Source organism: Siphonobacter aquaeclarae (assembly GCF_900103285.1).
Taxonomy (GTDB): Bacteria; Bacteroidota; Bacteroidia; order Cytophagales; family Spirosomataceae; genus Siphonobacter; species Siphonobacter aquaeclarae.
This window is the reverse complement of record NZ_FNGS01000001.1, coordinates 280,956-307,844: the sequence shown is the minus strand read 5'-3', so window position 1 is coordinate 307,844 and position 26,889 is coordinate 280,956. Positions and strand designations below refer to the sequence as shown.

Below are 26,889 nucleotides of genomic sequence, written 5' to 3'. Positions count from 1 at the left end.
GATCCTTTCCACCTTATCGTATGAAGAAGTTTTCTATGTTTCTCATTCTAGCATTGGCCGGATCCGGCGCATATGCTCAGATACCTTCTCTCACATCCAGCGTTTCGGGCTATGTCTGGCAGGAAGCCGGTACTCCCAACGGTACCAAAGACAGCGGTGAAAAAGTCATTCAGGGTATTCTCGTTGAACTGATCGACCCGGTTACGGAAGAGCTTGTCTCCTCGACGCTCACCGATGCTACCGGAAAATATGTCCTCCACACCAACCCGGGCACCTATGCAGTCCGGTATACGTATCCGACGGATGGTTACACCGATCAGCTTGAACCTGCGAACGTTACCGTAGCAGCGGAAGAAAACAAGGAAATCGCCGGGCTCGGCCTCATTCCCGTTCCGCAAACGCTGACCTATTGTACCGGAAAAGTACCGACGGTTACCACCTGGAACGAGACGTTTACACTGCCCCGTTTTGATCCGGCGCTGGGTACGCTCGGAACGGTACGCGTGTTTTCAACGGAATCGGTCTATCACCAGCGCATCGGTATCGAGAACAAAGGCTCGGCGGACGCGTATAACGTGATCGTCGGCGGACGGGTACAAATGACCATGCCGGTGACCGGCACGCCCTTCACCACCCAGACGGAAGTATCGGTAGAAGGTACGCTGGACGCCTATGACGGCGTCGAAGACTACGCCGGCCTTTCAGGTGTTTCCTATTTTAATCAGTATGCTTCGTCGACCAACAACCGGACCTACTCTACAACGACGCAGAAAGCTGCATTTACCGGAACGGGAACATTTTCAGTTCCGACGACTTCCCAAAGTACCACGAGTGTAGTCGGCGGCGGGAACCTGGGCTATCAGGTACTGACGGACGTAGCGGCCGGCCTGTGTGTGGTCTATACCTTTACCAATCCACTTCCGGTACGGCTCGTTTCTTTCACGGCAAAACCGGCGGACAACAATGTGCAGCTGGCCTGGTCTACCGCGTCGGAGCTGAACAATGCCTATTTCGAAGTACAGCACTCCACCGATACCCGGCAGTTTGAAGCGCTCGGAACCATACAGGGCCGGGGAACGACCAACGCCACCCAGCAGTACTCGTTCACGCACAAAAATCCAGATCCTTCCACCATCCATTATTACCGGCTCAAGCAGGTAGACAACGACGGAACTTATACGTATAGCAATACACGTTCGGTTGAACCAAACGGGTACAAGGGAGTCGTCCTGCGGGTGGCGTCTAACCCGGTCACGGGAGCGGAACTCCGCGCGCTGGTTGAGTATGACGACACTTCGCTCGAGCCAGGCACTACTCTGCAACTCTACAACCTGAACGGAAAGCTGGTGGGCGAGCAGCGGGTCGAGCTGAAAAAGGGTATCAACGAAGTACGTTTCAATACCGGTGAACTGCCCAAAGGCATGTATCTCCTTTCCCTTCGTAACCCCGCCCTCGTCACTATTAAATCTGTCAAAGCCGTACTGCGCTAGGTTCAACTTGGCGGAAAGCCTGCGCATTACCAGTTGAAAGGTCGCCGGAACCGGCCCTGTCCTTTGGATGGGCCGGTTCTTTTCCTGTTTCTGATGATTGTCATTGGGATTTACCGGCAATGACCGTAACATAGCAGGGAATTGTCTTAACGACCATGGATACAGCTTTTTGGTCACTCACTGCCGACGACGCCTGCCGGGCAACCGGCTCGGGCCCGGGTGGACTGACGACTGACGCGGCCCGCTCCGCCCTCGCCGCCCACGGGCCGAATACCCTGCAAACCGGCGGCAGAAAGCAACCGGTGCAGGTATTGCTCAACCAGTTCCGAAATCCGGTAACCTTGTTGTTACTCGGAGCCGCGATCCTGTCCTTTTTCCTGAGAGATTCGGCGGATGCTATCATCATCATCGGTATCGTACTGGTCAGCAGCTTATTGGGGTTTTGGCAGGAGTACCGGGCGGATACGGCGGTTGCGCAGTTGCTGGCGATGGTACGGGTAACGGCGACCGTACTCCGGGACGGAAAGGAGCAGGAGCTGCCGCTCGAAGCGCTGGTACCCGGCGATGTCGTATCCCTTCGTGCAGGGGATCTCATCCCGGCCGACTGCCTGCTGCTCAACTCGAAAGAGTTGTTTGTAGACGAGGCGGCTTTTACGGGGGAAACCTTTCCGGTCGACAAGCTACCCGGCATATTTCCAGCCGAAACGATGCTCAGCCAGCGCCGGAACGCGGTTTTCATGGGCTCGCACGTCGTGAGCGGAAGCGCAACGGCCCTGGTCATGCAAACAGGCGCCGCCACGGAGTTCGGCCGCCTGAGCGCGTCGCTGCGAAACCAGACGCCACCTACTGAATTTGAAACGGGTATCCGTCGTTTTGGGTACCTGCTGCTGCAGATTACGCTGGTATTGGTTGTGGTGATTTTCGGGATCAATGTTTTCCTGCATAAACCGGTACTGGATTCGTTCCTGTTTACGCTGGCGATCGCCGTCGGGCTTACGCCGCAGCTGCTTCCCGCAGTCATAACCGTCAACCTCGCCACCGGCGCCCGGCACATGGCGAAGCAACAGGTGATTGTCAAGCGGTTGACTTCCATCGAGAACTTCGGAAGTATGGAGGTACTTTGTTCCGACAAAACCGGTACACTGACAGAGGGAAAGGTGCAGGTGCACGAGGCAACTGACTGCGCCGGGCGGAAGTCGGATCGGGTGCTGCGCCTTGCTGCGATCAATGCGTGCCTGCAGCAGGGCTTCCGGAATCCGATCGACGAAGCCATCGCGCATGTTGCACCCGACCTCACCGGCGTCGAAAAGCAGGACGAAATTCCATATGATTTTATCCGGAAGCGGCTTACGCTGCTTGTTCAGACGCCGGAAGGCCGGCTGCTCGTCAGCAAAGGTGCCGTCAATAACATACTCGAAGTATGCAGCCAGGCCGAAGACACCGCCGGTAACAGCAAACCCATCGGCGAGGTATCCGGTGCGATTCACGAAGCGTATCAGGACCTGAGTGCCAGGGGATTCCGGACGCTGGGTGTCGCCTACAGAACGTGGACGGAAGACGGGCCCATCGCCCGGGAAGACGAAAAGGACTTCACTTTTGCCGGGTTCGTTACCTTATTCGATCCTCCCAAGGCCGGTATCGCCGACACCCTCGCGGAGCTGAAAGACCTTGGTGTACACCTGAAAGTCATTACGGGGGATAACCTCCTCATCGCCAAGAGCCTGAGTACCCAGATCGGGATGACTGACGCCGTACTCCTCTCCGGTCCGGAGATTAAGCAGCTCAGCGATGCGGCCCTGCGGCAGCGGGCTTTGCGAACGGACGTGTTTGCAGAGGTTGAACCGAATGAAAAAGAGCGGATCATCCTCGCCCTCAAAAAGAGCGGCAAGACTGTCGGGTATATGGGCGATGGGATTAACGATGCCGCTGCGCTGCATGCGGCGGATGTTGGTATTTCGGTGGAATCGGCGGTGGACGTCGCCAAAGACGCCGCCGATATTGTCCTCATGAATCAGGATCTTAACGTACTGCTGCGCGGTGTGAAGGAAGGCCGGCGCACGTTTGCCAATACGCAGAAATACGTTTTTCTGGCCACCAGCGCCAATTTCGGCAATATGTTCAGCATGGCCGGGGCGTCGCTGTTTCTGACTTTTCTTCCGTTGATGCCGAAGCAGATTCTGCTGACGAACCTGCTGACGGATTTTCCGGGAATGAGCCTGTCGTCCGACTGGGTAGATGAAAACTGGATTCGGCGCCCGCGGAAATGGGATATTGCGTTCATCCGCCGGTTCATGATTGTATTCGGCCTGCTGAGTTCCGTCTTTGATTATATGACGTTCGGCGTATTGCTGAAGCTCTTTCATGCCGGGGAGACCGAGTTTCAGACCGGCTGGTTTGTGGAATCGGTCATTTCGGCGACGCTGATCGTCCTCGTCGTCCGGACCCGCGGACCTTTTTACCGGAGCAAACCGGGACGGTATTTGCTACTGGCGACGCTCGCCGTGGTACTCGTCGTCTTGGTACTCCCGCTGACACCGCTGGCGGCGGAACTGGGATTTGCGCCGCTGCCGGTACGATTCTACCCGGCGCTGCTGGGAATTGTCGTTGCTTACATTGCCGGCGCGGAAATGGTGAAGCGCTGGTTTTACCGGAGGTATCGATGAGAAGGATCCGGCGCGCGCTTCGCGCGCGCCGGATCCCATCACTTCCCTTTCCAGAATAAAATCAATCCCAATACGCTCACTACCAGCACGCCAAGCGAGGAAAACAGCGTAATACCGTCCCGAAAATTCTTCCCGAACCCGTCTACGCCGCTGTACTTGTGCAGAAAGGCGAAGGATAGTCCTTCCAGGCGATCGCCGTCGGTGATACGCGCCGCCAGGTGGCCGGTAGCCGGCTCCACGTAGTAGCTCAGGTGATCGTCGGTCCGGAGCGACAGCTTCACAACCGGCAGGCGCTTGTTGATGAAGCCGTACTCGCGGTCAAACCGGGTCAGGATATCGGTTTTTTCCAGTTCCGGAAGTTCACCGGCGGCCTGTTGCTGGCCCGCGTCCATGGCTTCGCAGCAGGCCGGCCCTTTGCCGGATTCTTCGGCTGCCCAGAAGCTGCGAACCAGGTCTTTGGCATGGGCGATCATGCCGTCCGGAAGCAGGGAGGCGGTTTGGGTATCGTAGTAGGCCACGCCAGCGGGATCCGCCGAAGCGACCGGTTTGGCGGTTTCGGCCTGGTCGACCTGCTTTTTATCCCAGTTACTTTCCTTTTTGTAAGATACCCGGTAGTAGCTCCGGCCGTCTACCTGGGCGAGCGACAGGCCTGTCACGCGGGGCCAGTCGAGCGGCAATTTCTCCATCGGTACCCGCAGCCCATTCGTCCGGATAAGCGGTTGCCGGACAAAAGCATGCCGGTTGTCCGGAGTCAGCTTCCGGCTGACGTGGTACGCCCCGCTGAAGGCAAACGTCAGCGTCACAAGTGACACCGCAATACCGATCTGCCGGTGGTACCGACGGATGCTGCCGTCTTTCCGCACCTTTTTTGCTTTCTTCCACAGCACGCCGTACACAATCACACCGCTGAGCATCGACAGGATAATGACCGTCAGGCAAGCCATCATCACCAGTACCCGGACAGTATTGTGGCTGATCGACGTCAGCCATTCCCAGGTATGAAAGGTATTGAAGACGGCGAGAAAGACCTTGCGGCTTCTTTCGTTGTAGTTAGCCAGGCGGCTCTGCTCCGTGTCGACGTAAACATCCATCCCGTCAGGCCGGTCAAAACTGACTTTCCAGACAGGCAGCAGGCGGTTGACAGAACGGTATTCGGACGTAAAAGAAGTCACCGGCGTCACCCTGACCCGACTCTGACGATCTCCGGCAAAGTACTGCGCGAGGTACCCGGCATAGGCGATGTCTCCTTTTTCCAGTTGCTCCCCGGTTTTCGTATCGAAATACACCAGTTTGTGGTCGGACAGCATGACCTGATAAACCGTTCGACCGTCGAACGAAATCACCCGGAACGTACGGAGTACCGGAATACCTGCGCGGTTCAGTATTTCCGCGAGCGGTACCTTCAGCGCCTCCGGGTTGACCGGCTCCGGTTTCACAAATTCATGCGCGATCTGCGGCTTGAACCAGTGCGACATAAACGGGTGCGCAATACCGCTCAGGCACCAGAAAATCACCGGTATAACCGTGATAATACCCAGGACGCGGTGCCAGCGATAGATCCGTTTCCGTATGTAGGCGCGCCAGCCCGTAGCCGGCGCAGTCATCGTGGCTTCCATCAGCGTTTTCCGGTAAACGTGTACTGAATACCCATGACAAACGTCCGCGGAGCGGCCGCCGTAAACGTGGTACGGTCGGTCGCATTGTTGCCGCGTGTCGCGTTGGTGGCGTACAGGGCATCGGCGAAATTCAGTACATTGACGTACAGCTCAATACCTTTCCATTGGTAGCCGGTCCGGAAATTCAACAGGTGGTAGCCGTCGTAACGAACGGTATTTACCTGATTCTGGTACCATCCGCCGACGCGCTGCCATTCAAGCGCCGCCCGGAAGTTTTTCAGCCAGATCGGATAGTAGTTGATTTCGGTATTCCACAGCCATCGTGGCGCCGAGGGCATGTCTTTTCCGTTGACGTTCTGAACGGCGTCAGTGGCGCGCTGGCTCAGGGTAAACTCGACGAAGCGGTGCACGGCGTGGGTACCACCGAAGCGGAAAAATACCTGCTTCGACGGCCGGTAGGTTAGCCCCAGCTCGACACCCCGGTGGAGGGTTTTGCCGGCCGACTGGTAATCATACGAGTTGTCCGGTTGCCTGATATTCAGCAGTTCATTCCGGCCATTCATCTGATACACAGCACCGTCTACATAGATTTTACCACCGAGCAAGGACGCCCAGCCACCTATTTCCATGTTCTCGAAGCGGGCCGGTTCGAGGTTGTAGTAAAACTGGTCGCCGGAGGCAGTGGGTGTCGTACGCTTCAGGAAGATCGAGGTAAGAGCGGGCGGAGAAAAACCTTTGGCATAGTTGGCGTACAGTCCCTTACCACTGCCGAGGTCGTACGTCGCGCCGATTTTCGGAGTGGCCTGGCTGTAGGATTTGCTTCCGGACGATTTGTCGAGGGCGTTGGTATAGTCAAACGCCATCCGGTCATACCGGAGACCGGCTGAAATCCGCAACTTCGATACCGGTTCAAAATCATACTGCACATACGCTGCAGCATTATGAATATCAGCGGAGTAGTCCGACAGCCGGATATCCGGCCGCTCACGCAGCAGGGTGTATTTCAGGACTGATTTTTTGTCGGGACGAAGGGTCGCGGCCAGCTCTGTCTGGTAGGCATAATACGCATTCGGGGACAGATCGAGCGTCGCGCCCGCAATCAGCTTACTCTGCCAGAAACCCAACTGCTGGGTATGCTGGGCGATGAAGCCGGTACTGCTGAAATCGTTGCTGTTGATCTGACCGGTAGCAGTCGAAGCGCCGGAGGTCCAGCGGATGGAGTACGTGGGATTCTGCCCGACGGTATTATTCCGGACAAAGGCCGTCAGAAAGGTTTGAGAGCCGTCGGCCCAGTCGTGTTCCAGCGTCAGCCTGCTCCGGAGCGACATCGTCTTCCGATACGTAAAATCAGTGGTACTGACGTATTGTTTCGAAAAAAACGCGGAACTGTCTACGCTTCCGCTGGTTTGGGAGTCGTAGTCATTATACGACAGCGTACCGGTCAATCGCGTACGCGGGTTGAATGCATACTCGAGCCGCACGTAGTAGGAAGACTTGTCGTAATCCGAGCTCGTCATCCACGAATTCCGCTGACGCGAAAGTAATCCGCCGAGATATATACCGAATTTTCCCTGCCGCGCGCCGGCGCCGAACTGAACGCGCTGGTATCCCCACTGATCCGCCTGAATACCAATCCGGGCGGTAGGGACAGCGGTAGGTCGCTGGGTGATGAAGTTGACGGCTCCGCCGACGGCCTCCGGTCCGTAAATCGAGGATACCGGTCCTTTCACAACCTCCATCGAACTCACCGTAAACTGGTTCATTTCCAGGAGGGCATTGTGGTTAAACACGCCCATCGGCCGGATCGGAACGCCGTCTTCCAGGTACAGAAAATAAGCATTGGTGGTCATGGGCTGGCGGATCGCCATCATGTGCTGTTCGTTGCCGAGGTTGACCATCAGCGCGCCGGGCGTTTTGTTGATCACTTCGTAGATCGCGGTGGGCTTTGTTTCGTCGATCAGTTTCGGAGACAGCTTTGATATCGCTATCGGTGTCTGGGTACGCAGGGTCGCTTCCCGGTTGGCCGTTACGACGAGCGTCTGGAGGTTTTCGACCGAGGGATCGAGCGCTATGCGTATCGTCGTTCCGGAAACGGGCACTTCCTTTTCAGCGTACCCGATGGCACTGATTTTCAGAGATTTGACCGGCGGATCAAGCGTAAACCGTCCGTCGGATCCGGTAGACGTACCCTTCCCGGTGGCGGGCACGGTGACGGAAATCCCGGCGAGGGGCTCTTTCGTCTGGTTATCAAAAACAAGACCGGAGAGGGTCTGGGTACGGGCGGTCAGCCCGCACAGGACGCATCCCAGGCATAGGAGAATGCGGTAGCAGTAGGACATGGTGGGCATGTCGGAAGAAAACTAGGTTCACGATTGGGTAAGGGTCGGCCGGTTCCCCACATACGTCGGGAACAGACCATGCAGCGTCAGCGTCCGCCCGTTTCATTCCGAAAAGGCGCACGATTACCGCAAACAACGCGAACTCAGGCTCGGGGAGGCTGGTGCTGAACAGCCAGGAAGGAGGTGTAAGAAGGAAGGACGTACGCCGGCGTGCCGGTTTCGGCGGGCGTCGTCACCTCCGGCGCAAACTCAAATGCCGCCAGGGCATCGCAAAACAGGGTGATCGTCGGCATGCTTTTCACAAGCTGCGTCGTCTCCTTGTCCTGGCGATCCTGCTGGGCCTTGAGTTTTTTGGCGAGGTAGCACTTGCCGTCGCAGTGCAGTTGGGGCTTGTCCCGGTTTTCGCAAAGGACCTTCGCGATGTAATCCCGGTTGAGCTGGTAATACGCGATCGTCCCCAACGGGCTGAAGCTGGGCAACAGCACGGCAAGCAGCAAAACGAAGACTAGCAGTTGACGTATCACGGCGCGAAGATAGGCACGGAATTCCCTTTCCGGCCAAGCCGCAGGCAGAAAAGGGGCGAATTCGCTGTTTTATCAGTATTTCCGGACGTCCGGCTGCCCGTTCACTTCCAGTCGAAAAATATCGTTGCGGGAATAGTGGCCGACAGGATCAAAATCCAGCTTATGGCGGACGAGTAGAGAAAAATCGAGATCGGCAACCAGCAAACCTTCTTCTCCCCAAAGCGGACCCGCAAGTACGTTTCCGGCAGGATCCAGGATGACGCTCCCGCCGGCACTCATGATTTCCGGCTCTGCTGCCAGATCGGCCTGGTAACGTTCGGGGTAGTCTGATTTCCGGACAAACTGATTTGCTGCCAGTACAAAACACCTGCCTTCAAGGGAAATATGCTGCATGGTCGACTGCCAACTGGGCCGGGCATCGGCCGTCGGTGCGAAGTATACTTCTACGCCTTTCTGATACAGCGCCGCCCGCGCGAGCGGCATGTAGTTTTCCCAGCAAATGAGGCCGCCAATAGTGGTATGCCCGTTGTCGAAGGTCAGTAAGGTACTGCCGTCGCTCTCCGCCCAGATGTACCGCTCCAGCCCGGTTGGCTTGATCTTGCGGTGAGCGCCGAGAAACGTCCCGTCTTCCCCGAAATAAAACAGCGAACAGTAGAGGGAGTGCCCCAGCCGCTCCGTAACACCCAGGCCGACAAACATACCGGCCTCTCGTATGGCCTCGCTGATGCGCCGGGTATGCGGGGAGTTGATTTCCAGGCTGTTGGTCCAGTAGTCGAGCCAGTGTTCACGGCCGCGATCCGTCCGCCGGCCTACGACGGCGTCAAAGCTCAGTCCCCGCGGATAGCAGGGAATAAACGACTCCGGAAACAGCAGGATAGTACACCCTTCGGCGGCGGCTTTGCCGATCCAGTCGATTACCCGGTCAACGCTTTTTTCCAGGTCAAACAAGGCGGGCGTGGCCTGTACGACGCCCGCCCGGAGTATGGGAAGAGCCATGTTTCTGTCTTTTAAATACAAAGGATCTGTCGCTGTCAAAAATACCCGGCAGCATACATTTCAGCTCAACAGTGAAAGCAGATCTGCCTTCGATAGTTTATCAAAAAACGACGAGCCGCTCTGGATCAAGTCGGTTGCCAGGTCTTTCTTCGTCGCCTGCAATTTCATCATTTTTTCTTCGACAGTTCCGGGTGTAATGAGGCGGACGGCGATGACGTGCTTGTCCTGCCCGATGCGGTGTACCCGGTCAATGGCCTGATTTTCAACCGCCGGATTCCACCACGGATCTACCAGGTAGACATAGTCCGCCTCGGTCAGGTTCAGGCCGGTGCCTCCGGCTTTGAGGCTGAGGAGGAATACCCGTTTGTCGGGATCTTCCTGAAATTCCTGCACAATCGCGCCGCGGTTCCGGGAAGCGCCCGTCAGCCAGGAATAGCCGATTTCCCGGGCATCCAGTTCTTTCCGGATCAGTTCGAGCATCGTGACAAACTGGGAAAATACCAGAATCTTATGCCGGGGCGATTTTTCGAGAATCTGTTCCAGCAGGATGTCGATCTTGGCGGACGCATCGCCGGCGAGTTTGTCCGTGGTCGAGGGCAACAAGGGCGAATTGCAGATTTGGCGGAGACGAAGCAACCCTTTGAGGACGTTCATCGGGGTTTTCTTGAGATCGTCGCCAGTGGTTGCGGCTACAAAATCCCGGAATTCCTTTTCATAGGCGTCGTAAATCTTCTTCTGTTCCGTGCCCATTTCACAGAAAAGAACCATTTCGGTTTTTTCGGGAAGCTCTCCGGCCACCTGATTCTTCGTCCGTCGCAGGATAAACGGGCGTACTTTGTTTTGCAGCTCGGCGGCACGGCGACGGTCCTTGAACCGGTCGATCGGCGCGGCATAGATATCCTTGAAATACTGCTTGCTGCCGAGCAGTCCGGGGCAGGCAAAAGACAGTTGCCCGAACAAATCAAAGGTATTGTTCTCGATCGGCGTACCCGTCACCACAATCCGGTTCCTGGCTTTGAGCAGCCGGGCGGCTTTGTGGCGCTGGGATTCCGGGTTTTTGATGTTCTGGGACTCGTCGAGAACGATGTAATTAAAGGTGAAATTCTTCAGGTAGGATACATCCGTGACAAGGGTACCATAGGTTGTCAGGATGATTTCGTACGACTCAAATGACCGGGTATTCCGCTCCCGATCCGCGCCATACAGCACGTGTATTTTCAGATCCGGCGCGAATTTGGCTGCTTCGTTTTCCCAGTTTTTGAGCAGGGACGTCGGGACGACAAGCAGGTTGGTATTCAGACGGTTTTTCCGCCGTTGCGCCAGCAGAAAGGCCAGTATCTGGATCGATTTTCCAAGGCCCATATCATCGGCGAGGCATCCGCCGAAGCCAAATTCATCGAGAAAATTCAGCCAGTCAAGACCAAATTTCTGATACGGACGAAGCGTCGCCTGCAATTCAGCCGGCACTTCGGTTTCCTTCACATACTCAAACCCGCTGAGTTTTTCGCGGTAGACGGCCATGTCGGCGCGGGCCTGCTCGTCAAGCATCTCCGGGTCATACAATTGATCGATTGCCGAGAAGTTGATGCGGGAAGTCTGGAGCGTCTGCTCGTCAACAATCTCACCGGAATTAAAATAGGCGGCAAATTTATCGAGCCATTCCGCGGGGAGTAATCCCTGTGTACCGTCGTCGAGTTCGACGTATTTGTTTTTGTTCCGGACGGCTTTGTATAGCTGTTTGAGCGACGCTCTCGCCTTCCCGAAGCGGACATTAAAGAGGATATTAAACCAGTTGATGCCGCTGTGTACTTTCAGGGAAATACTGACTTTCTCGCCGTTCTTCCGATTATCCCGTAACTGATTGAATCCGAGTATGGTTACGCCATTCGCCCGCCAGTCGGCGAAGGTTTCCAGAAACCAGTTATCGTCCAGAAATTCATGGCGGACGAGGTAAAAAAACAGCCAGTCGTTGTATTGCTGTTCGTCAAAATCCGGGTGCTGACGGGTCAGCAATGCCATGAACGCTACCTCTGCTTCTTCGTCGCGGTGTACGCTGAATTCACGACCCAGCTCGTCGACCGAATAAATCGGCCGCTTGCTTCGGATCGGTATTTCAACGGTACCGTACCGCATCACCGGCGTCAGATTGACGTACTTCCCTTCATCCGACAAATAGATAATCTTCTGCTGCTGCATCGCCTGCAATTGCTCGGCGGTAGCTTCAGGCAGGTATCGGTAGTCTACCCGGATGTGGTCGGCGAGCTTGTCGAGCCACTCTTTCCGGAAGGTTTCGTAGCGGGTATGGTGTATCAGCAGCTCTTCGCCCCGCTTCCGGAACAGGTCCAGAATACCCAGTACCCGCAGGTTATCAACGAGGTAGAGGGTTTCGTCCTTTTCGAGGAAGTACGTGAGGCGCAGGACCATATCCTGCAACGGGTACCGCTCATGCCCCATTTTCAGGTCTCCGGAAAGCCCGAAAAAAGTACCCTGCTGCTCCACGTGCAGGTGAATATCCTGGGGCAACGCCCGGAGGAATACCGGTTTCAGCGCCGTGGCGGTTACCTTGTCGGTTGAGCCGCAGAGGAAAAAAGGATAGTGGTCGGGGTTGCGGATAATCGCCCGCAGGGCCGAGAGCTCGCTTTCGTTGGCTTCGGTATTTTCTTTTTTCTGCTGGAAGATCTGTATGCCGCTGAAAAACTTGATAGCCGCCGGTTCTTCTGTCGTCCAGAGTTGGTCAAGCGGCGATACAGCCGTCAGCGGATTGCGGGGCTTGCCGTTCCGGGCCATCGGCGCACGGTACAGCTCCACGCAGAGGTATCCGTAGTATTTATGCGGACGGAGTACAACCAGCAGTTGCTCCTCTCCGGTCACGGGCACAGCTGGTTTTTCGGGAATACCTCCCAGCCGCTGGAGGCTCTCCCGGGTGACGGGTATGAGGGCCCGGTTAAGGGGAAACGCCCGAAGTGACCGCTGGTTGTATTCCAGCCCGAAGAAACGGTCGAGGTCCGGCTCGTCTTCCAGACCATAGTCGGCGGCGACGTCCCGCAGGGTCAGGTACCGTTTTTCCTGATCAAAAAAGACATGAAATTCCCGCCGGTTGGCCAGGGCGTTGAGCACCAGGCTCTGATGCCGGCACAGGCGGGAAGGCTGCATCGTTTCGCAGGGGCAGGTCAGGGTCAGAATCCGGTCTTCCCGGGTGACGACAACCTCGGGAAACGGATCTTCCTCCGCGGTAAAAACACCCCGGTCTACTTCCAGCAAAACAGGTATAATCCGCTGATATCCTTCGGGATACCAACCGCCTTCTGTCAGCCGCGCAATGGCAGCCTCCTGACCCGGCGTAAAGAGAAAGTCTTTCAGGCGAAAAAAATGATCCAACGCAACAGCGCCCGGAGCCATACTCCTTCCGGGCACTGCAATAATACGGGAATCCCCAGCCTAATCCACCCGGACGGGCAGTTTGCCCGACTGCCGGAAGGCAGAAGCCGGCATTTTTTCAAGCCAGACGCCGGTATCGGGCAGGTCGCCGCGCAAATCTCCGAGCTGTACATCCGAGCAACCGACGAAATGAAAGGCATACTTTCCGGCGTCCGGAGAGCGGGGAATGGCCTGTGTGCGGACGAGGGTATTTCCGGTGAAAGTCAGTCCGCCGGTGCTCTTCGCGTATACCACCGGCGTATCGAACACTTCGAAGGTGTTGTTTTCGATCCGGATGTTGGTATGAACCGGCCGGCGACTGTCGATGACGCGGTTGGACGGATGAATGGCGATCACAGCATGCTCCGGCCCGCCCTGGTAGCCGCAGTTGAGGAAGCGGTTGTTCCGGATGAGAACGTCTTTCACCGGCCCTGACTCGTACCAGCCCTCCGCGTCGGCTTCGATGAGGATGGCGCTCATGCCGGTGCGGTCGAATACGTTGTTTTCGATGACGGCTTTGCGGGGTGTTGTCAGGAGCAGGCCGCGGGTATTGGTGCGGGTAAAGACGCAGCCGGAGATATGGACTTCGGGTGTCCAGGTCATGTTTTCGACGCAGTCGTTTACTTCCAGTTCTGCGGGAACGGGCTTTTCAAACGTGACGAGCCATTCGCGGTCGCTGGCGCGTTCGACCGACTTCACTTTTCCAGGCGCAAACCGGATCATGGACGCGGCGTGTACATAGGCGACTTCGTCTCCCGCAAAAAAAGGCTGAAAACCATAGGTTTGGCCGTGCATGAAACGAAGGCGCAGCCGGTCGGGCGCTTCTTTTTTCAGAAAACGCAGGTTGGTTCCGTGAACGTTGACGGGGTCGTCGTGCGCACCCGAAAACCGGCAGTTTTCAATCCTGACGAGGCCACGGCAACCGGAAAAGTGCATGCAGTCGGCGGACGAAGAAATAACCCGGCCCGATTCTGCACGCGGCTCCACGAGGACATTCCGCATGGTAATGTTTTCGTTGAACTGATTAACGATTCCGAGTCCATGCATGTAGTGCATCTGCACGTTTTCCAGTGTCAGGTTTTTACTGGCGTAAAGAAACATCCCAACCTGGTCGCGGATGATATCCCTGACAGTCAGTATTGTACCCGATTTTATGTCAACCGCCGGGCGGAAAAGTACGCGGCCCCGGCCGAGGTCGGTAGCAGTCGCCGTTTGAAAAGGCTTCCAGCTGCTGTACCGCATGGTTCCCTGGGTGGAATCAAAAGCAACGGCGTGAAAGTGGCTCGTTTTCCACCCTTCTCCGTAAAAAGTCAGGCGACCGTCACGGATTTGGTACCGGGCATCCGGGTGTATGTCTACGAGCGTACCACCGTCCTGCGGGCCAACTATGCGCATTTCGGACATAGTGGGTCGTTCAAAATCCACACGGAAATTGCGAAGTGTGATGTTTTCGGAGCTGTCTACGACGAACGTCGTCATCTTTCCATGAAACACGAAGAGAGATCCGCTGCCATCGATCGTGATATTCCGCGCCTTTTTGAGGTACAGGCCGATATTCCGGAGTTTGGACGGGTCTTCTTCTTCGGTAGAGGTATTGGAGATGAAGTACTTCGCCTTCACGGCGCCATCGGGCCAGAAGTCGTACCGGCCTTTCGGGAAAACAACTGTGGTCCCTGCCGCCGCGCCCGACAGTACCCGCTGCACCAGCGGCGTGACATTTTCATAGGTATCAGGGCGGATGCCCGCGTCGGCAACGGAAACCGTCTGGGCCTGCGCCCATCCGGCAAGGAATACGCTGCAGAAGGCGAGGTAAAGAATTTTTGAGGTCAAGAGATAGAAGTTTATAAAAAAGTAAAGAGGAGAAGTGGATGTTAATACCCTATTATCGCAAGCTGTGGGATAATTCAACAAAAGAAACTCCCGTATTTGTGCTTCTACTCCGAACAAATAGGTCCCAAGGCATTGAAATTCCGAAAATGATTACTATTTTTAAGACATTCCATACCATCAGAGTTACTTAAATGTTGGCTGTGTTCTCTACTTAAGTATTTTTATGGCAATATCTCGAGTTCTTACGAATGCTTTTATTGAAGAAATAAATACCGATGGTCACGCTCCTGTAAAGTTTCTTTGTGAAGACGGAAATTTATATTATTGTAAGAATAGGATTACGTTAAATAAATTCGAGATTGACTTGTTAGCTTATGAAGTCATCTGCAATAGATTTCTGAAATATTTGAATATTTCAACTCCAGACATAGCACTAGTTGAAGTGGCCGCTGGTACTTGGTTTGGGAATAGATTATCTAAAAATAAGAAATATTTAAAGCCAGGAATAGTGTGCTTCGGGTCGAAAGATATACCTGACAGTGTTTTGATTACTGATCTATTTATAGATCCTTCTCGTTCCTGGTATAAGAAAATTTATAACTTACAGGATCTGATTCGCATTGCTATTTTTGACATTTGGGTAAACAATGTAGACCGCGGTCGTCAGTTAAGCATTGGTAGAAATTACAATTTGTTATTATCGGACAGTGGTAATGGCCGGCTGATTCACGCATTTGCCTTCGGAGGTCCTGACCATCTTAGATTCTTTCATCCTAGACTTCCTTTTAGCGCATCCAATACCTTGATATCCAGTGAATTAATCATAAATTGCACTGATCTTTTTTCTTATTCGGAGCTTTTGAAAATAGTCGACGATTTCCTATCTTTGTGTTTAACATCCGTTAAACCTGTACTATCAGATGTATTCGATGACTTTTCGCCGACGTGGAATATTCCACCTGATCTTCTAGAAAGAGTATCCGTTTTCTTACTCGATTCGGAAAGATTCGAGCGAGTCGATGAAATGGTTCGGGCTAGTCTTAAAATCTGATGGATTATGAAACCTTTTCTCATTCCTATTTTAGTTCAAACTAACAACTATTCACTTGAAAAGATGGTTGTCGGTCTTATAGGAGTTTCTGATGAAATATTTGTTGAAATTTCCTATAAGAAAGTCGAGCTAATTAAAGGATTGATTTCCGGTAGTTTATCTTCTTTTCTCAAAGAGAACCTTGCCATATTAAAGAAAAATATTGTCGAATCTAATAATAAGAAAATAAATTTAAGTGATAAGCTCTATTCTACAGAAGTTGCGTCCTTATTTGAGTACTTTAAATATCTAGTTGATTACAGTAATAACACTATTCTTTTTGGTGACGCAATAATTCTAGAGGCTCATTTTGAGTATCAAGAGTTTATTGGATTTTTCTCTAAATTTGTTGGAGAGTGGAAAACATTAAAGCATCCACATCATCGTTCTTTAAAATCTGAATTGGCCGATATTTTTAGTACTCCTTATCTCGATACAAAAGCTGACATTGATTTGAAAATACCCAGAGGTAAGCTCAGTGGTATGGTTAAAGATTTTACAGCTAGTTTATTGACTAAGAATGGAGTAATCAAGTCTTATCAAGTAATAGATTTCGGAACAAGTGAAGACACAATTGCAAAAAATATTTACGAGTATGAGGCATTTGCTAGTAATTTGAATGAGCTTTCTATGAGTCGGCTTAATGTTTCCGGCGTCTATAATATCGTTTCTCGCCTACCTGAACCTGGGAGCGTTCAGATGGAGATTTACAGAGAATTTTTAACGGTTAAAAAAGACAAATTTGGTATTTTAGATTTAAAAGAATTCGAGAAACATGTTATTTCCATCTCGCGATCAGACAGGTTTAGCAAATTGACAGCTATCCTTGATATTTAACATATAAAAAGGGCCTAGCTATTGTTAGGTCCTTTTTCGTAAGCGGCATTTTTCTACTCTTTCGCCCCTAACATTTTTTAACACCTCCGTTAACACTCCTTAACGCTCCCCCTGCCACTCCCCTCCCCGCTTCTCCCTACTATTGCAGTTGTAATTCCTCTCTTAATCAGCCTGTTATACAGCTAACTTTACATGAAATCCTACATCCACTCTCTGCTCGGGTGGGGGGTATTTGTCGCGGCTTTTGCGACGTATGCCTCCACCGTCGAACCGACTGCCAGCTTCTGGGATCCCGGTGAGTTTATCTCCTGCGCGTACAAACTGCAGGTACCGCACCCACCCGGGGCGCCGTTGTTTCTTCTTCTCGGCCGATTGTTTTCCCTGCTTTCCTTCGGCGATACTACCCGCGTGGCGTTCTGGGTCAATATGCTGTCGGTCACGGCCAGCGCGTTCACCATCCTGTTTCTCTATAAAACCGTTGTGCTGCTGGGCGAAAAGCTGCTCGGGAAGTACCGCGCCGCGATGTCTCCCGGCGAAGCCGCGGGCGTCTACGGCGCCGGCGTCATCGGCGCGATGATCTATACTTTCAGCGATACCTTCTGGTTTTCAGCGGTTGAGACCGAGGTATATGCCCTTTCTTCTTTCTTTGCTGCCTTGATCTTCTGGGCCATGTTCCGCTGGGAACGCATTGAGGACGAGGCTACGGCCAATCGCTGGCTGATTTTCATCGCCTACCTGACGGGCCTTTCCATCGGCATCCACCTGCTCAACCTGGTAACCCTGCCGGCTCTCACGCTGATTTATTACCACCGGAAGGCACGACAGACGACGTGGTGGGGCACGGGCCTGGCCCTGGCGGCCGGTTTCGGGCTCATCGGCATACTGAACGTCGGCATTATTCCCGGCCTGCCGGTCGCGGCTTTTTCCGTGGAAAGGCTCTTTGTCAATTCATTCGGACTGCCTTATAATACCGGTGTCCTGGCGTTCGCGACCGTCTTTCTGAGCGCCGTTGTTGCCGGTATCTTCATCGCCCAGAAACGGCAGAAACCCCTGCTCAGCACGGCCATTCTGTCTCTTGCCTTTGTGCTGATCGGGTATTTTTCCTACACGCAGGCCCTGGTCCGGTCGGGTTTCAATCCTCCGATCAACGAAAACGACCCGTCCAATACGATCAATTTTGTCAACTACCTCACGCGGGAGCAGTACGGCTCCCGGCCGCTGCTCTATGGGCCGCAATTTTCGACGCGACTGGTCGACATCAAGCGCGGCGACCCCATGTACAAGCGGGAAAACGGCCGCTACGTCATCTACGACTACAAACCGGAATACATCTGGGAACGCGGCAAGGAGGTTGTCTTCCCGCGGATGTGGTCGCAGCAGGACGGGCATCCTGAAATGTATGCCGAAGAGACAAAGATCGCCCGCGATCCGGTCGACGAATCCCGCTACCAGGTCCCGACCTTCGCACAAAATATCCGGTACTTCTTCCGGCATCAGCTCGGCTTTATGTACGCGCGGTACTTTCTCTGGAATTTTGCAGGACGGGAAAGCGACAACCTGTGGGCCGGCTGGCTTCCTGATCTGAGCAACAACGTGCCGCTGCCCGAGAGTATCCGGACCAACAAGGGCCACGATAACTTTTACTTTTTACCGCTGATTCTGGGCCTGTTCGGCTTTTTGTATCAGCTGAGAAAAAAGGACGGCGACTGGCTGGTACTCGCTGTCAGCTTTGTGATGACGGGTATCGCGCTGATCGTCTTCCTCAACTCACCCCCTACCGAACCGCGTGAGCGGGATTACATCTACGTAGGCTCGTTTTACTTCTTCGCCCTGTGGGCCGGTCTCGGTGTACTGGCGTTGCAGCAATGGCTGCTGCGGGCAACGAAGAAAGAGATCGCCGCCGGTGTCATGGCGTGTGGACTCGCCGCGGCGGCTCCCGGCATTATGGGGTACAAAAGCTGGGACAATCACGACCGCTCCAACCGGTACCATACCGTCGATTTCGCCCGGAACATGCTGAGTTCCTGTGCGCCGAATGCGATTTTGTTTACCGGCGCCGACAACGATTCCTTCCCGCTCTGGTACGTGCAGGAGGTAGAAGGCTTCCGGAAAGACGTCCGGGTATGCTGCCTGTCGCTGCTCGGGCTCGACTGGTACATCGATCAGATGAAGCGCAAGGTCAACGATTCGGAGCCGCTGCTGTTGTCTCTCCAAACCGACCAGTACCGGCGGGGCATCAACGATTACATTGATTTTCAGGAGAATCCGAATGTCAAAGACGGTATCGACCTGCAGGACTACCTCCAGCTTGTCCGAGAAAGCAATCCGGCTATTCAAACACTTACGCCGATCGGCACGGTGAATATCCTGCCCTCGTCCGTTTTCTCACTCCGACTGGACCCCGCTCAGATCCGGAAATCCGGGCAGGTAGAGCCCCGGTTTGATCCCCTGCTGAAAGACCGCATGACCTGGACGTTCGGCAAACGGTCCATCCGGAAAGATGAACTGATTCAGCTGGATATCGTCGCGCAGAACCGCTTCAAACGACCGATCTATTTCGCTACGACCATCGGCAGCGGCAACTACCTGGGACTGAAGGAGTTCATGCAACTGGAAGGATATGCCTACCGGCTTATGCCCTTCCGGGTGGAAGGCGCGGAAGACGGTTTCGTTCATTCCGATATCATGTATAAGAATATGATGGGCAAAATGAACTGGCGCGGGCTTGATAATCCGGATGTATACTACGACGAAACCTACCGCGGCGTGCCCATTATCTCGGCCAGGATCGCCTTCCTGCGGCTCGCTAACCAGTTGCTCGCTGAGCAGCAAACCGACCGGGCCCGTACCGTCCTCAACAAAAGCCTCGATTCCATTCCGGACCGGTCCATTCCCTATGATCAGATCTCGGCCCTGTATGTCTCGCCGCTCCTGCGCGCGGGCGAAACAGCAAAGGCGCTCCATGTGGCGGATACGCTCATCCGCCGGTCAGACGACAACCTGCGTTATTACATCGAAACCAACGGCGACCAGCAGGAAATCCGGCTCAATCTCTATGTTATGGACCAGGTCATCCGACAACTGCGGGAAAACCACCTCGAAGAAAAAGCAAAAGCCTATGAAGTACTGTTTGACCGTCATTACAGGCGAGTGACGTCCTGATCCAACCCACGATAGCGAAGGCGCTCCTACCCCGGGCGCCTTTTTTCTTGATAACCAATAGTATAACACGCCAAAAATCTTTCATGGAAAATTTTTCATGTGAAATATTTTCCAATACTTTTGAGAAGGAAAATAATTGAGGAAGAATATTTTCCTTTGCCTATGAAAGACCGGATTATTGAAACCTCGCTACAGCAGTTTCTCGAACACGGCATTCGTAAAATGACGATCCAGCAGCTGATCGCGCCGCTGGGGTTGTCGACGAAGACTGTTTACAAGTACTTTCCCGGAAAAGAGGAACTACTGGAAGCCTGCCTGGCCGTCCATTACGACACCCTGTACCGCCAGCTGGAGCAGGCCGATTTGTCTGATCCGGTACTGGCAATGTTCCGGCTGCTGATCAGCGGGATTGAACTGGATTTCCGGATCAACCCTGTCTTCTACCACGACCTGAATCACTACTACCCTGATCTTCAGGACAAAGCCCAGCGGGAGCAGGCCCACCGGACGCAACCGGTTTTCAGGAAACTGTTGGACGACGGCATCGCTCAGGGACTGTTTCATTCTGATCTTGATCCGGTTGTCGTCCTGCAAACCATCGGTGTATTGTACCGTTCGCTCACCCGGTCAGATGCCTTCGCCAAGTCGGAGCGTACGCCGCTGGAACTGGCCGATCTGACGCTCGGCATTTACCTCCGCGGCCTCTGTACTCCAAAAGGCCTCGACGCACTCCTTTCTCATCAAAACCTTACCCGATTCAGCAAAACCTGATTTTCCATGCAGCGACTTCTCCTTTTTCTCCTGGCGGCAGCCGCCGGGAGCGGGCCTTCCTTTGCCCAGACCACACACTCCCTGCTGCCGGTGCCCAAAACCGTCCGTTTGCAGGAGGGGCAGCTTCGTCTGCGGGCCGATTTCCGCATCGGTGTTTCGGCGCCGGCGGGCGATAGCCTGCTTTTCAGGGCCGTCAACCGTACCCGGGCGACGCTCAACCGGCGAACGGGCCTGTACTTCGAACAGGAAACGATTGCACCCGGAGATACGGCCGGATTATTCCGGGTTATCGTCACGCAGAAACAAGTGGCTCTGCCCGGAGCGGATGAAGGATATCACCTGGTGATCAGCCCGTCCGGCGCGAAACTTCAGGCAACGACTACGACGGGCGCTTTGCGGGGACTTCAGACCGTGTTGCAACTGGTACAGCAGGATTCCGCGGGCTATTACCTGCCTTCTGCTGTAATCGACGACGCGCCGCGTTTTGCCTGGCGGGGGCTCATGCTCGACGTCGCCCGGCATTTTCTTCCTCTCGAAGCGCTTCGCCGGAATATCGACGCCATGGCGGTTGTCAAGCTAAACGTGCTGCACCTCCATTTATCCGACGACGAAGGTTTCCGGGTTCAATCGAAGCGGTTTCCGGAGCTGCAACGCAAAGGATCGCTTGGCCAGTTCTATACCCAGACCGAAATACGGGAGCTGGTGCGGTACGCGGCGGATCGGGGTATTGTCATCGTTCCCGAGTTTGATATGCCGGGCCATACCACGGCCATGCTCGCCGCCTACCCGGCGCTGGCGAGCGCTCCGGGACCGTACCAACCGGGGCCGCGCTTCCGCCGCGGCGACAAACCCCTGTCGCTGCCGGCCATCATGCAAATGATTCAGACGACGCCCACGCCGGCTATCGACCCGAGCCACGAAGCAACCTATGCCTTTCTGGATTCCTTTTTCGGGGAAATGGCCGGGCTGTTTCCGTCTCCCTGGATGCATATCGGCGCGGATGAAAACAACGGCGTTTCTTGGAAAAACAACCCGGCTATAGTTCGCTTCATGCAGCAGCAGAAACTGGCCGATACGCATGCGCTGCAAGCCTATTTCGTCCGCCGTGTTCATGCCATTCTGAGGAAACATAACCGGAAAACCGTCGGTTGGGAAGAACTCGCCGGCGGGCCGAAAGACCTCATCGTTCAGGCCTGGAGCGATACGGCCTACTTCCACAAAGCCGTCCGGAACAATAGCTCTATCCTCGTTTCCAAAGGTTTTTACCTCGATTTATTCTATCCGGCGCATGCCCATTACCGCAACGACCTCCTCGATGCCTCGCCGCTGGTGATGGGCGGAGAGGCCGCGCTGTGGTCCGAAATCGTCGACGCCGGGAATCAGGAAACACGGACATGGCCGCGGACGGGAGCCATAGCCGAGCGACTGTGGTCGCCCGCTACCCAAACCGACTTAGACGACCTCTACCGGCGGCTCTTCCGCCTCAGCACGCAACTGGATGACCTGGGAATCGATCATATCGGCCAGTACGAGCGCTCGCTCCGCCGCCTGGCCGGAGCAGACGCCGGTACGCTCCGCAATCTGACCGATATTCTGACGCCGGTCAAGGGTTACCGGAAGCTCTTTGCGCGACTTTCACTGCCGGAGCGGTATACCGTTCAGTCCGCTCCGCTGACGGCCGTTTCAGACATTGTTTTTGTTGATTCGGAAGTAAAAAGAAACTTCCGCCAGCTCGTATCCAACTGGTTATCAACCAAAAAGAACGAAGAAGCCATTCGTATTCAGTTGCTCCGGTGGAAGACGCTCGCCGCGAATATCCGCCCGATTCCGGGACTGGAACCGGCCATACAGGCGCACGCCCAACGCCTGGAAGCTATCGCCGGCGTAGCGCTCGAAGCGCTCGAACGGCGAAAAGCCGGCACGCTCACACCGGAGTGGGTGGCACAGCAGCGACCACTTTTCGCCGCGGCAGGCAAAGCGGATGGCAGCCTCGAACTGAGTATCGTGAAAGAAACAGAAGCCCTGATCAGCGGCGAGCTCGCGCCGGAACCAACGTCCTATCCGATGTTTTGAAAAAAAGCCGGGCAGCGAATACTGCCCGGCTTTTTTTACAACCATTTATTCGTCCGCATCCAGAGAAAAATGGGCTGCATCCACTCGTCGGTCGGAAGTTTCAGCACAAAACCGTGGTCTCCTTTGGGGTACAGGTGAACCTCTGCCGGTACATGATGGTGACGCAGCGCTTCGTAAAAGGCAAGGGTATTGTCGACATCCACCACGCGGTCGTCGCCGGTATGCGTGATATAAGCCGGAGGCGTATCGTGGTTGACGTGCCATTCGTTCGAAAACCGCTCAATCAACTCCGGAGCAGGTTTCTGACCCAGCAGCGCCGTCCGCGAGCCCTTGTGCGAGAGCGTCTCGCTCATGGAAATCACCGGGTAAATCAGGATCTGAAAATCCGGGCGGAGACTAATGCCCGCCACATCCCCGATGAGCGACTCCCGGTAATGCGTGGCGAGCGTAGAGGCCAGGTGCCCGCCAGCCGAGAAACCCATGATGCCGATGCGATCGAGGCCCCACTTGCCGGCATTTTCGCGAACGGTGCGGATCGCCTGCTGGGCGTCCTGAAGAGGTCCGATACTTTTATCGACCATAATCGAATCGCTCGGCAGGCGGTATTTCACGACAAAAGCGGCAATACCCTGGCGAACGAAGGTTTCAGCGATCTTAACGCCTTCGCCCTCGTAACTCTCACTGACGTATCCGCCTCCGGGAAAGATCACTACGCCGGTACGGGCGTTTTTTTCTTTCGGGGGAAGAAACACGGTGAGCGTCGGGCGGGATACTTTCTGGTAGTACTGAACCCGCCCGTCCTTCACCACTGAAATTTCTTTCATCTGGTAGGATGTCGCATTCGGAACCGGTCCGGGGTAAAGCGGAAGAATCTGCTGGGCGACCGAACACAGCGGCGCAGCCAGCAATAAGGCGGTGGCTAGAGGTTTGAGCATGAGGTAGCAGAATGAATCTGCCGAAAATAGTCCTTTCCCGGCGGAAAGGACTATTTTTTTATTCAGAACGCAGCGATTGAACCGGGTTGGACAGCGCCGCCCGCACACTTTGGAAGCTGATGGTAATCAGGGCGATGACTACCGCCAGCAGACCGGCCAGCGCCAATACCCACCAGTCTACGCTCACCCGGTACGCGAACGCTTCCAGCCAGCGGTTGGTACCGTACCAGGCGAGCGGCGAAGCAATCAGAATGGCGATGCCGACCAGCTTGAGAAACTCTTTCGACAATAGCGCAACGACTCCCGCTACCGACGCACCCAGTACCTTCCGGATACCGATTTCCTTCCGGCGCTGCTGTACGGTAAACATCGCCAGACCGAACAATCCCAGGCAGGAAATACACACGGCGAGCACGGCAAATACTCCCATCAGCCGGCCCGCGTGCTGCTCTGAAACATAGAGGGCATTAAACCGCTGATTCAGAAACGAATACCCGAACGGACTGTCCGTCCGCCGTTTCCAGCCCGCTTCGATCTGTTTGAGCAGAGCTGTAAGATCATTACTGCGCACGCGGACGGCCATCTGGTAGTTGTCCTGTCCGAAAAGCAAAACCAGCGGGCGTATGCTGTGGTGCATGTCTTCGAAATGAAAATCCCGGATTACACCGACCACCGTCAGCAGCCTCCGGCTTTCCGGCGTACCGTCGCCCACTGTCCGTATCCGCTTTCCAACGGCGTTTTTCCAGCCAAATTCCCGGACTGCCGCTTCGTTGACCAGAATACCGTCGGGGTTGCCACGAGTCTTAAAATTCTGACCGGCAAGCAGTTGAATACCCAGGGTTGGCAGGTAGTCTTCGTCGACGGTATAGGTTTTCATCCGGTACGGTACCGACTGACGTTGCTCTTCGTCCTCGGCGCGGAAGCCGTCGGTGCCGTTGTTCGAAAGCCCGGCCGGCATGTATCCGCCCGCCGTTACGTACTCCACCCCCGAAAGGCGGCTTACCTCCTGCCGGAAGGATTCCCGTTTGTCGCCGAGGGCATAGGTATCATGGAGGACAAGTACCTGTTCCTTATCAAAGCCGATTTTCTTGTTTTGGATGTACTGGAGCTGCCGGTAGACGACAATCGTTCCCGCAATCATCGATACCGATACGACGAACTGAATGGTCACGAGTACGTTCCGGAAGCCCCGGTTCCCCTTGCCGGTAGCTGCCGCCGCCTTGAGTACGCCGGCCGGCCGGAAGGACGACAGGAAAAAAGCCGGATAGCTGCCGGCAGCGAGGCCGATGAGCAGGGTCCCGGTCAGTATTCCCGCAGGCATCCAGCCTTCGGTGAGTACCCCGACGGTAAACTGCTTTCCGGTCAATTCGTTGAAGGCAGGCAGGGCGAGTACCACCAGGTCGACCGCGATAAACAGCGCCAGAAAGGTCACTACCAGTGATTCGCTGAGAAACTGCGCCATCAACTGCGAGCGAAAGGAGCCCAGCACTTTCCGGATACCTACTTCGCGGGCGCGCTCGGTTGAGGCGGCCGTCGACAGGTTCATGAAATTGATACAGGCCACCGCCAGAATGAACAAGGCGATTCCGGAAAAGAGATACACATACCTCGCATCTCCCTGTGCTTCTGTATCTTCTTCAAAATCAGCGTGGAGATGGATCGCCGTAACCGGCTGAAAGCCAAACGTAATCCGGTCTCCCTTCTTCTCGAAGTCATGCAGGCTCATGCTCAGAAACTCCTGAATTTCAGGACCTACGTATTTCCGGACGAGGCCGGGCATCTCGGCCCGCAGGCGGTCGACGGAATAGCCTTTCCGCAACAGCACATAGGTAAACGCGCCGCTCGCCAGCCATTTATCCCGCATTTTCACCGAAGAAATCGAGCCGAACATATCGTAGTGAAAATGTGTATTGAGCGGAACGTCTGCACAGACTCCCGTTACCTCAAATAAGCCGCGTGTGCCCATTGTAAGCGTCTTTCCGACAGGGTCCTGCTCCCCGAAGTACTTGCGGGCCATTGTCTCAGTCAGCACCAGGGTATTCGGACGGACCAGTACCGTCTTCGGGTCTCCCTTCAGCAGCGGGATGGAAAATACCTGAAAGAAATTCGAATCGGGGAATACCACGCGTTCCTCCTTGAATACCTGATGGTCTTTCCGGACATGGAACGTCCCCTCCCGGTACAGGCGAACGGTAGCCTCTACCCCTGCATAATCACGGACCAGCGCCGGCCCCGCCTGCGTACCGGCCGTCGCAATACGGATTTCCTTGCCGGCGATGGAACCTTCGGTTGTCATCCGGAAGAGGCGGTCGGCGTTGGCGTGGTACCGGTCATAACTCTCTTCGTGCAAGACAAACAGGACAATCAGGAGGCAACTGGCCAAACCAACCGCCAGCCCTGAAATATTGATAGCCGCCAGGGTTTTCTGCCTGAGCAGGTTTCGCCTGGCGATCAGGAAATAGTTCCGGAACATAGCAGGATCGGGCATACGCAGGCGCGGGCGACCTAATACCGACGGCCTCATAAACGACATAACATCCCGCCAGTACCGGCGGCGGGCCCGGGCCTCCCCTTCCCGCCGGGCGCGGAGGACGAAGCGTTCGTGGAGATCTCCCAGTACTTCTTCCCGAAGATCCGGGGCGCATAGCCAGCCGATGAGGCGCGTGAGCAGCGATGGAGGCATCATCCGGGGAAGGGGTCTTGCCAGTCCAGCCGGACCGACGGTGTGATACGTTCCCAAAGCCGGTTCCGCACGGCGCGAACCTCCTCCAGCATTCTCCCACCAAGGGTGGTCACGGTAAAGAGGCGCTTGCGCCGTCCGCCCCGCTCGGCCGTTGCCTCTCCGAGCGCAGAGCGGACAAACCCCTTTTGTTCCAGGCGCTGTAAGGCCGCATGTACCGCACCGGTACTGACGGTCTGGCCGGTTTCCTTCTCCAGTTCTTCGGCGATGGCCACCGAATAGGCCCGGGAATCCATGGCCGCCACGGCCAGGAGGACAACCTCCTCGAATTCCCCCAAGTCACTTCGTCGCATGTTAACAGGATATGTTCTATTTCTGTATATCAAATACTATGCCATTCCAAATGCGGTTCTTTTATTTTTCTGATTATCAATATATTACTTAAATACCAGGGATATACTCCGTC

The 26,889-nt window shown here is 54.9% G+C and carries 16 protein-coding genes; 7 read left to right on the top strand and 9 right to left on the bottom strand.

Annotated elements, in window-relative coordinates; genetic code table 11:
* Positions 1 to 35: 35 nt before the first annotated feature.
* On the top strand, positions 36 to 1,490 hold the full coding sequence (locus BLR09_RS01150; protein ID WP_176785398.1) for a choice-of-anchor E domain-containing protein: 1,455 nt from the start codon (positions 36 to 38) through the stop codon (positions 1,488 to 1,490).
* A 155-nt stretch (positions 1,491 to 1,645) separates the two neighbouring features.
* A complete protein-coding gene (mgtA, locus tag BLR09_RS01145; protein WP_093196659.1) occupies positions 1,646 to 4,153 on the top strand; it encodes a magnesium-translocating P-type ATPase in 2,508 nt (835 codons plus the stop codon).
* A gap of 38 nt (positions 4,154 to 4,191) precedes the next feature.
* Here the strand turns inward: mgtA and BLR09_RS01140 are convergent, their stop codons facing one another.
* The 6 genes from BLR09_RS01140 to BLR09_RS01115 form a co-directional block, all read right to left on the bottom strand.
* A complete protein-coding gene (locus tag BLR09_RS01140) occupies positions 4,192 to 5,769 on the bottom strand; it encodes a PepSY domain-containing protein (RefSeq protein ID WP_093196657.1) in 1,578 nt (525 codons plus the stop codon).
* Positions 5,769 to 8,108 (bottom strand): TonB-dependent receptor, encoded by a 2,340-nt coding sequence (locus BLR09_RS01135; protein ID WP_093196655.1) that lies wholly within the window; start codon positions 8,106 to 8,108, stop codon positions 5,769 to 5,771. Before BLR09_RS01135 ends, BLR09_RS01140 begins: the two co-directional genes overlap by 1 nt.
* A 143-nt stretch (positions 8,109 to 8,251) precedes the next feature.
* A complete protein-coding gene (locus BLR09_RS01130) occupies positions 8,252 to 8,632 on the bottom strand; it encodes a hypothetical protein (protein WP_317039183.1) in 381 nt (126 codons plus the stop codon).
* Positions 8,633 to 8,704: 72 nt separating this feature from the next.
* Positions 8,705 to 9,628, bottom strand: coding sequence for a carbon-nitrogen hydrolase family protein (locus BLR09_RS01125; protein ID WP_093196653.1), 924 nt, complete (start codon positions 9,626 to 9,628; stop codon positions 8,705 to 8,707).
* A 60-nt stretch (positions 9,629 to 9,688) separates the two neighbouring features.
* On the bottom strand, positions 9,689 to 13,027 hold the full coding sequence (locus BLR09_RS01120) for a DEAD/DEAH box helicase (RefSeq protein ID WP_093196651.1): 3,339 nt from the start codon (positions 13,025 to 13,027) through the stop codon (positions 9,689 to 9,691).
* A 39-nt stretch (positions 13,028 to 13,066) separates the two neighbouring features.
* On the bottom strand, positions 13,067 to 14,875 hold the full coding sequence (locus BLR09_RS01115; RefSeq protein ID WP_093196649.1) for a right-handed parallel beta-helix repeat-containing protein: 1,809 nt from the start codon (positions 14,873 to 14,875) through the stop codon (positions 13,067 to 13,069).
* Positions 14,876 to 15,098: 223 nt separating this feature from the next.
* Here BLR09_RS01115 and BLR09_RS01110 point away from each other — a divergent pair, with 223 nt between their 5' ends.
* The 5 genes from BLR09_RS01110 (at position 15,099) to BLR09_RS01090 (ending at position 22,808) form a co-directional block, all read left to right on the top strand.
* Positions 15,099 to 15,926 carry a HipA family kinase gene (locus tag BLR09_RS01110; RefSeq protein ID WP_093196647.1) on the top strand — a complete coding sequence of 276 codons (828 nt, stop codon included), beginning with the start codon at positions 15,099 to 15,101 and terminating at the stop codon, positions 15,924 to 15,926.
* A gap of 6 nt (positions 15,927 to 15,932) precedes the next feature.
* Positions 15,933 to 16,802, top strand: a complete 870-nt coding sequence (locus tag BLR09_RS01105; RefSeq protein ID WP_143010978.1) for a hypothetical protein — start codon at positions 15,933 to 15,935, stop codon at positions 16,800 to 16,802.
* 192 nt (positions 16,803 to 16,994) lie between these two features.
* Positions 16,995 to 19,964 (top strand): glycosyltransferase family 117 protein, encoded by a 2,970-nt coding sequence (locus BLR09_RS01100; RefSeq protein WP_093196643.1) that lies wholly within the window; start codon positions 16,995 to 16,997, stop codon positions 19,962 to 19,964.
* A 162-nt stretch (positions 19,965 to 20,126) separates the two neighbouring features.
* A complete protein-coding gene (locus BLR09_RS01095; protein WP_093196641.1) occupies positions 20,127 to 20,735 on the top strand; it encodes a TetR/AcrR family transcriptional regulator in 609 nt (202 codons plus the stop codon).
* A gap of 6 nt (positions 20,736 to 20,741) precedes the next feature.
* On the top strand, positions 20,742 to 22,808 hold the full coding sequence (locus BLR09_RS01090) for a beta-N-acetylhexosaminidase (protein ID WP_093196639.1): 2,067 nt from the start codon (positions 20,742 to 20,744) through the stop codon (positions 22,806 to 22,808).
* A gap of 35 nt (positions 22,809 to 22,843) precedes the next feature.
* Here BLR09_RS01090 and BLR09_RS01085 read toward each other — a convergent pair whose 3' ends face one another.
* Genes BLR09_RS01085 through BLR09_RS01075 form a run of 3 tightly spaced genes read right to left on the bottom strand, consistent with a single transcriptional unit; the run spans position 22,844 to position 26,776 of the window.
* Positions 22,844 to 23,743 carry an alpha/beta hydrolase gene (locus tag BLR09_RS01085; protein WP_093196637.1) on the bottom strand — a complete coding sequence of 300 codons (900 nt, stop codon included), beginning with the start codon at positions 23,741 to 23,743 and terminating at the stop codon, positions 22,844 to 22,846.
* Between the two features lie 58 nt (positions 23,744 to 23,801).
* Positions 23,802 to 26,429: an ABC transporter permease gene (locus BLR09_RS01080; protein ID WP_245689848.1), complete on the bottom strand. Its 2,628-nt coding sequence runs from the start codon at positions 26,427 to 26,429 to the stop codon at positions 23,802 to 23,804.
* Positions 26,426 to 26,776 carry a PadR family transcriptional regulator gene (locus tag BLR09_RS01075; protein ID WP_093196635.1) on the bottom strand — a complete coding sequence of 117 codons (351 nt, stop codon included), beginning with the start codon at positions 26,774 to 26,776 and terminating at the stop codon, positions 26,426 to 26,428. Before BLR09_RS01075 ends, BLR09_RS01080 begins: the two co-directional genes overlap by 4 nt.
* Positions 26,777 to 26,889: the final 113 nt, after the last annotated feature.

What these genes read in the sequence shown, in the direction of transcription:
- BLR09_RS01105 (WP_143010978.1), top strand. Translation starts at nt 15,933, where the DNA reads ATGAAACCTTTTCTCATTCCTATTTTAGTTCAAACTAACAACTATTCA.
- BLR09_RS01085 (WP_093196637.1), bottom strand. Translation starts at nt 23,743, where the DNA reads ATGCTCAAACCTCTAGCCACCGCCTTATTGCTGGCTGCGCCGCTGTGT.
- BLR09_RS01110 (WP_093196647.1), top strand. Translation starts at nt 15,099, where the DNA reads ATGGCAATATCTCGAGTTCTTACGAATGCTTTTATTGAAGAAATAAAT.
- BLR09_RS01120 (WP_093196651.1), bottom strand. Translation starts at nt 13,027, where the DNA reads ATGGCTCCGGGCGCTGTTGCGTTGGATCATTTTTTTCGCCTGAAAGAC.
- mgtA (WP_093196659.1), top strand. Translation starts at nt 1,646, where the DNA reads ATGGATACAGCTTTTTGGTCACTCACTGCCGACGACGCCTGCCGGGCA.
- BLR09_RS01080 (WP_245689848.1), bottom strand. Translation starts at nt 26,429, where the DNA reads ATGATGCCTCCATCGCTGCTCACGCGCCTCATCGGCTGGCTATGCGCC.
- BLR09_RS01135 (WP_093196655.1), bottom strand. Translation starts at nt 8,108, where the DNA reads ATGTCCTACTGCTACCGCATTCTCCTATGCCTGGGATGCGTCCTGTGC.
- BLR09_RS01100 (WP_093196643.1), top strand. Translation starts at nt 16,995, where the DNA reads ATGAAATCCTACATCCACTCTCTGCTCGGGTGGGGGGTATTTGTCGCG.
- BLR09_RS01125 (WP_093196653.1), bottom strand. Translation starts at nt 9,628, where the DNA reads ATGGCTCTTCCCATACTCCGGGCGGGCGTCGTACAGGCCACGCCCGCC.
- BLR09_RS01140 (WP_093196657.1), bottom strand. Translation starts at nt 5,769, where the DNA reads ATGGAAGCCACGATGACTGCGCCGGCTACGGGCTGGCGCGCCTACATA.
- BLR09_RS01075 (WP_093196635.1), bottom strand. Translation starts at nt 26,776, where the DNA reads ATGCGACGAAGTGACTTGGGGGAATTCGAGGAGGTTGTCCTCCTGGCC.
- BLR09_RS01090 (WP_093196639.1), top strand. Translation starts at nt 20,742, where the DNA reads ATGCAGCGACTTCTCCTTTTTCTCCTGGCGGCAGCCGCCGGGAGCGGG.
- BLR09_RS01095 (WP_093196641.1), top strand. Translation starts at nt 20,127, where the DNA reads ATGAAAGACCGGATTATTGAAACCTCGCTACAGCAGTTTCTCGAACAC.
- BLR09_RS01150 (WP_176785398.1), top strand. Translation starts at nt 36, where the DNA reads ATGTTTCTCATTCTAGCATTGGCCGGATCCGGCGCATATGCTCAGATA.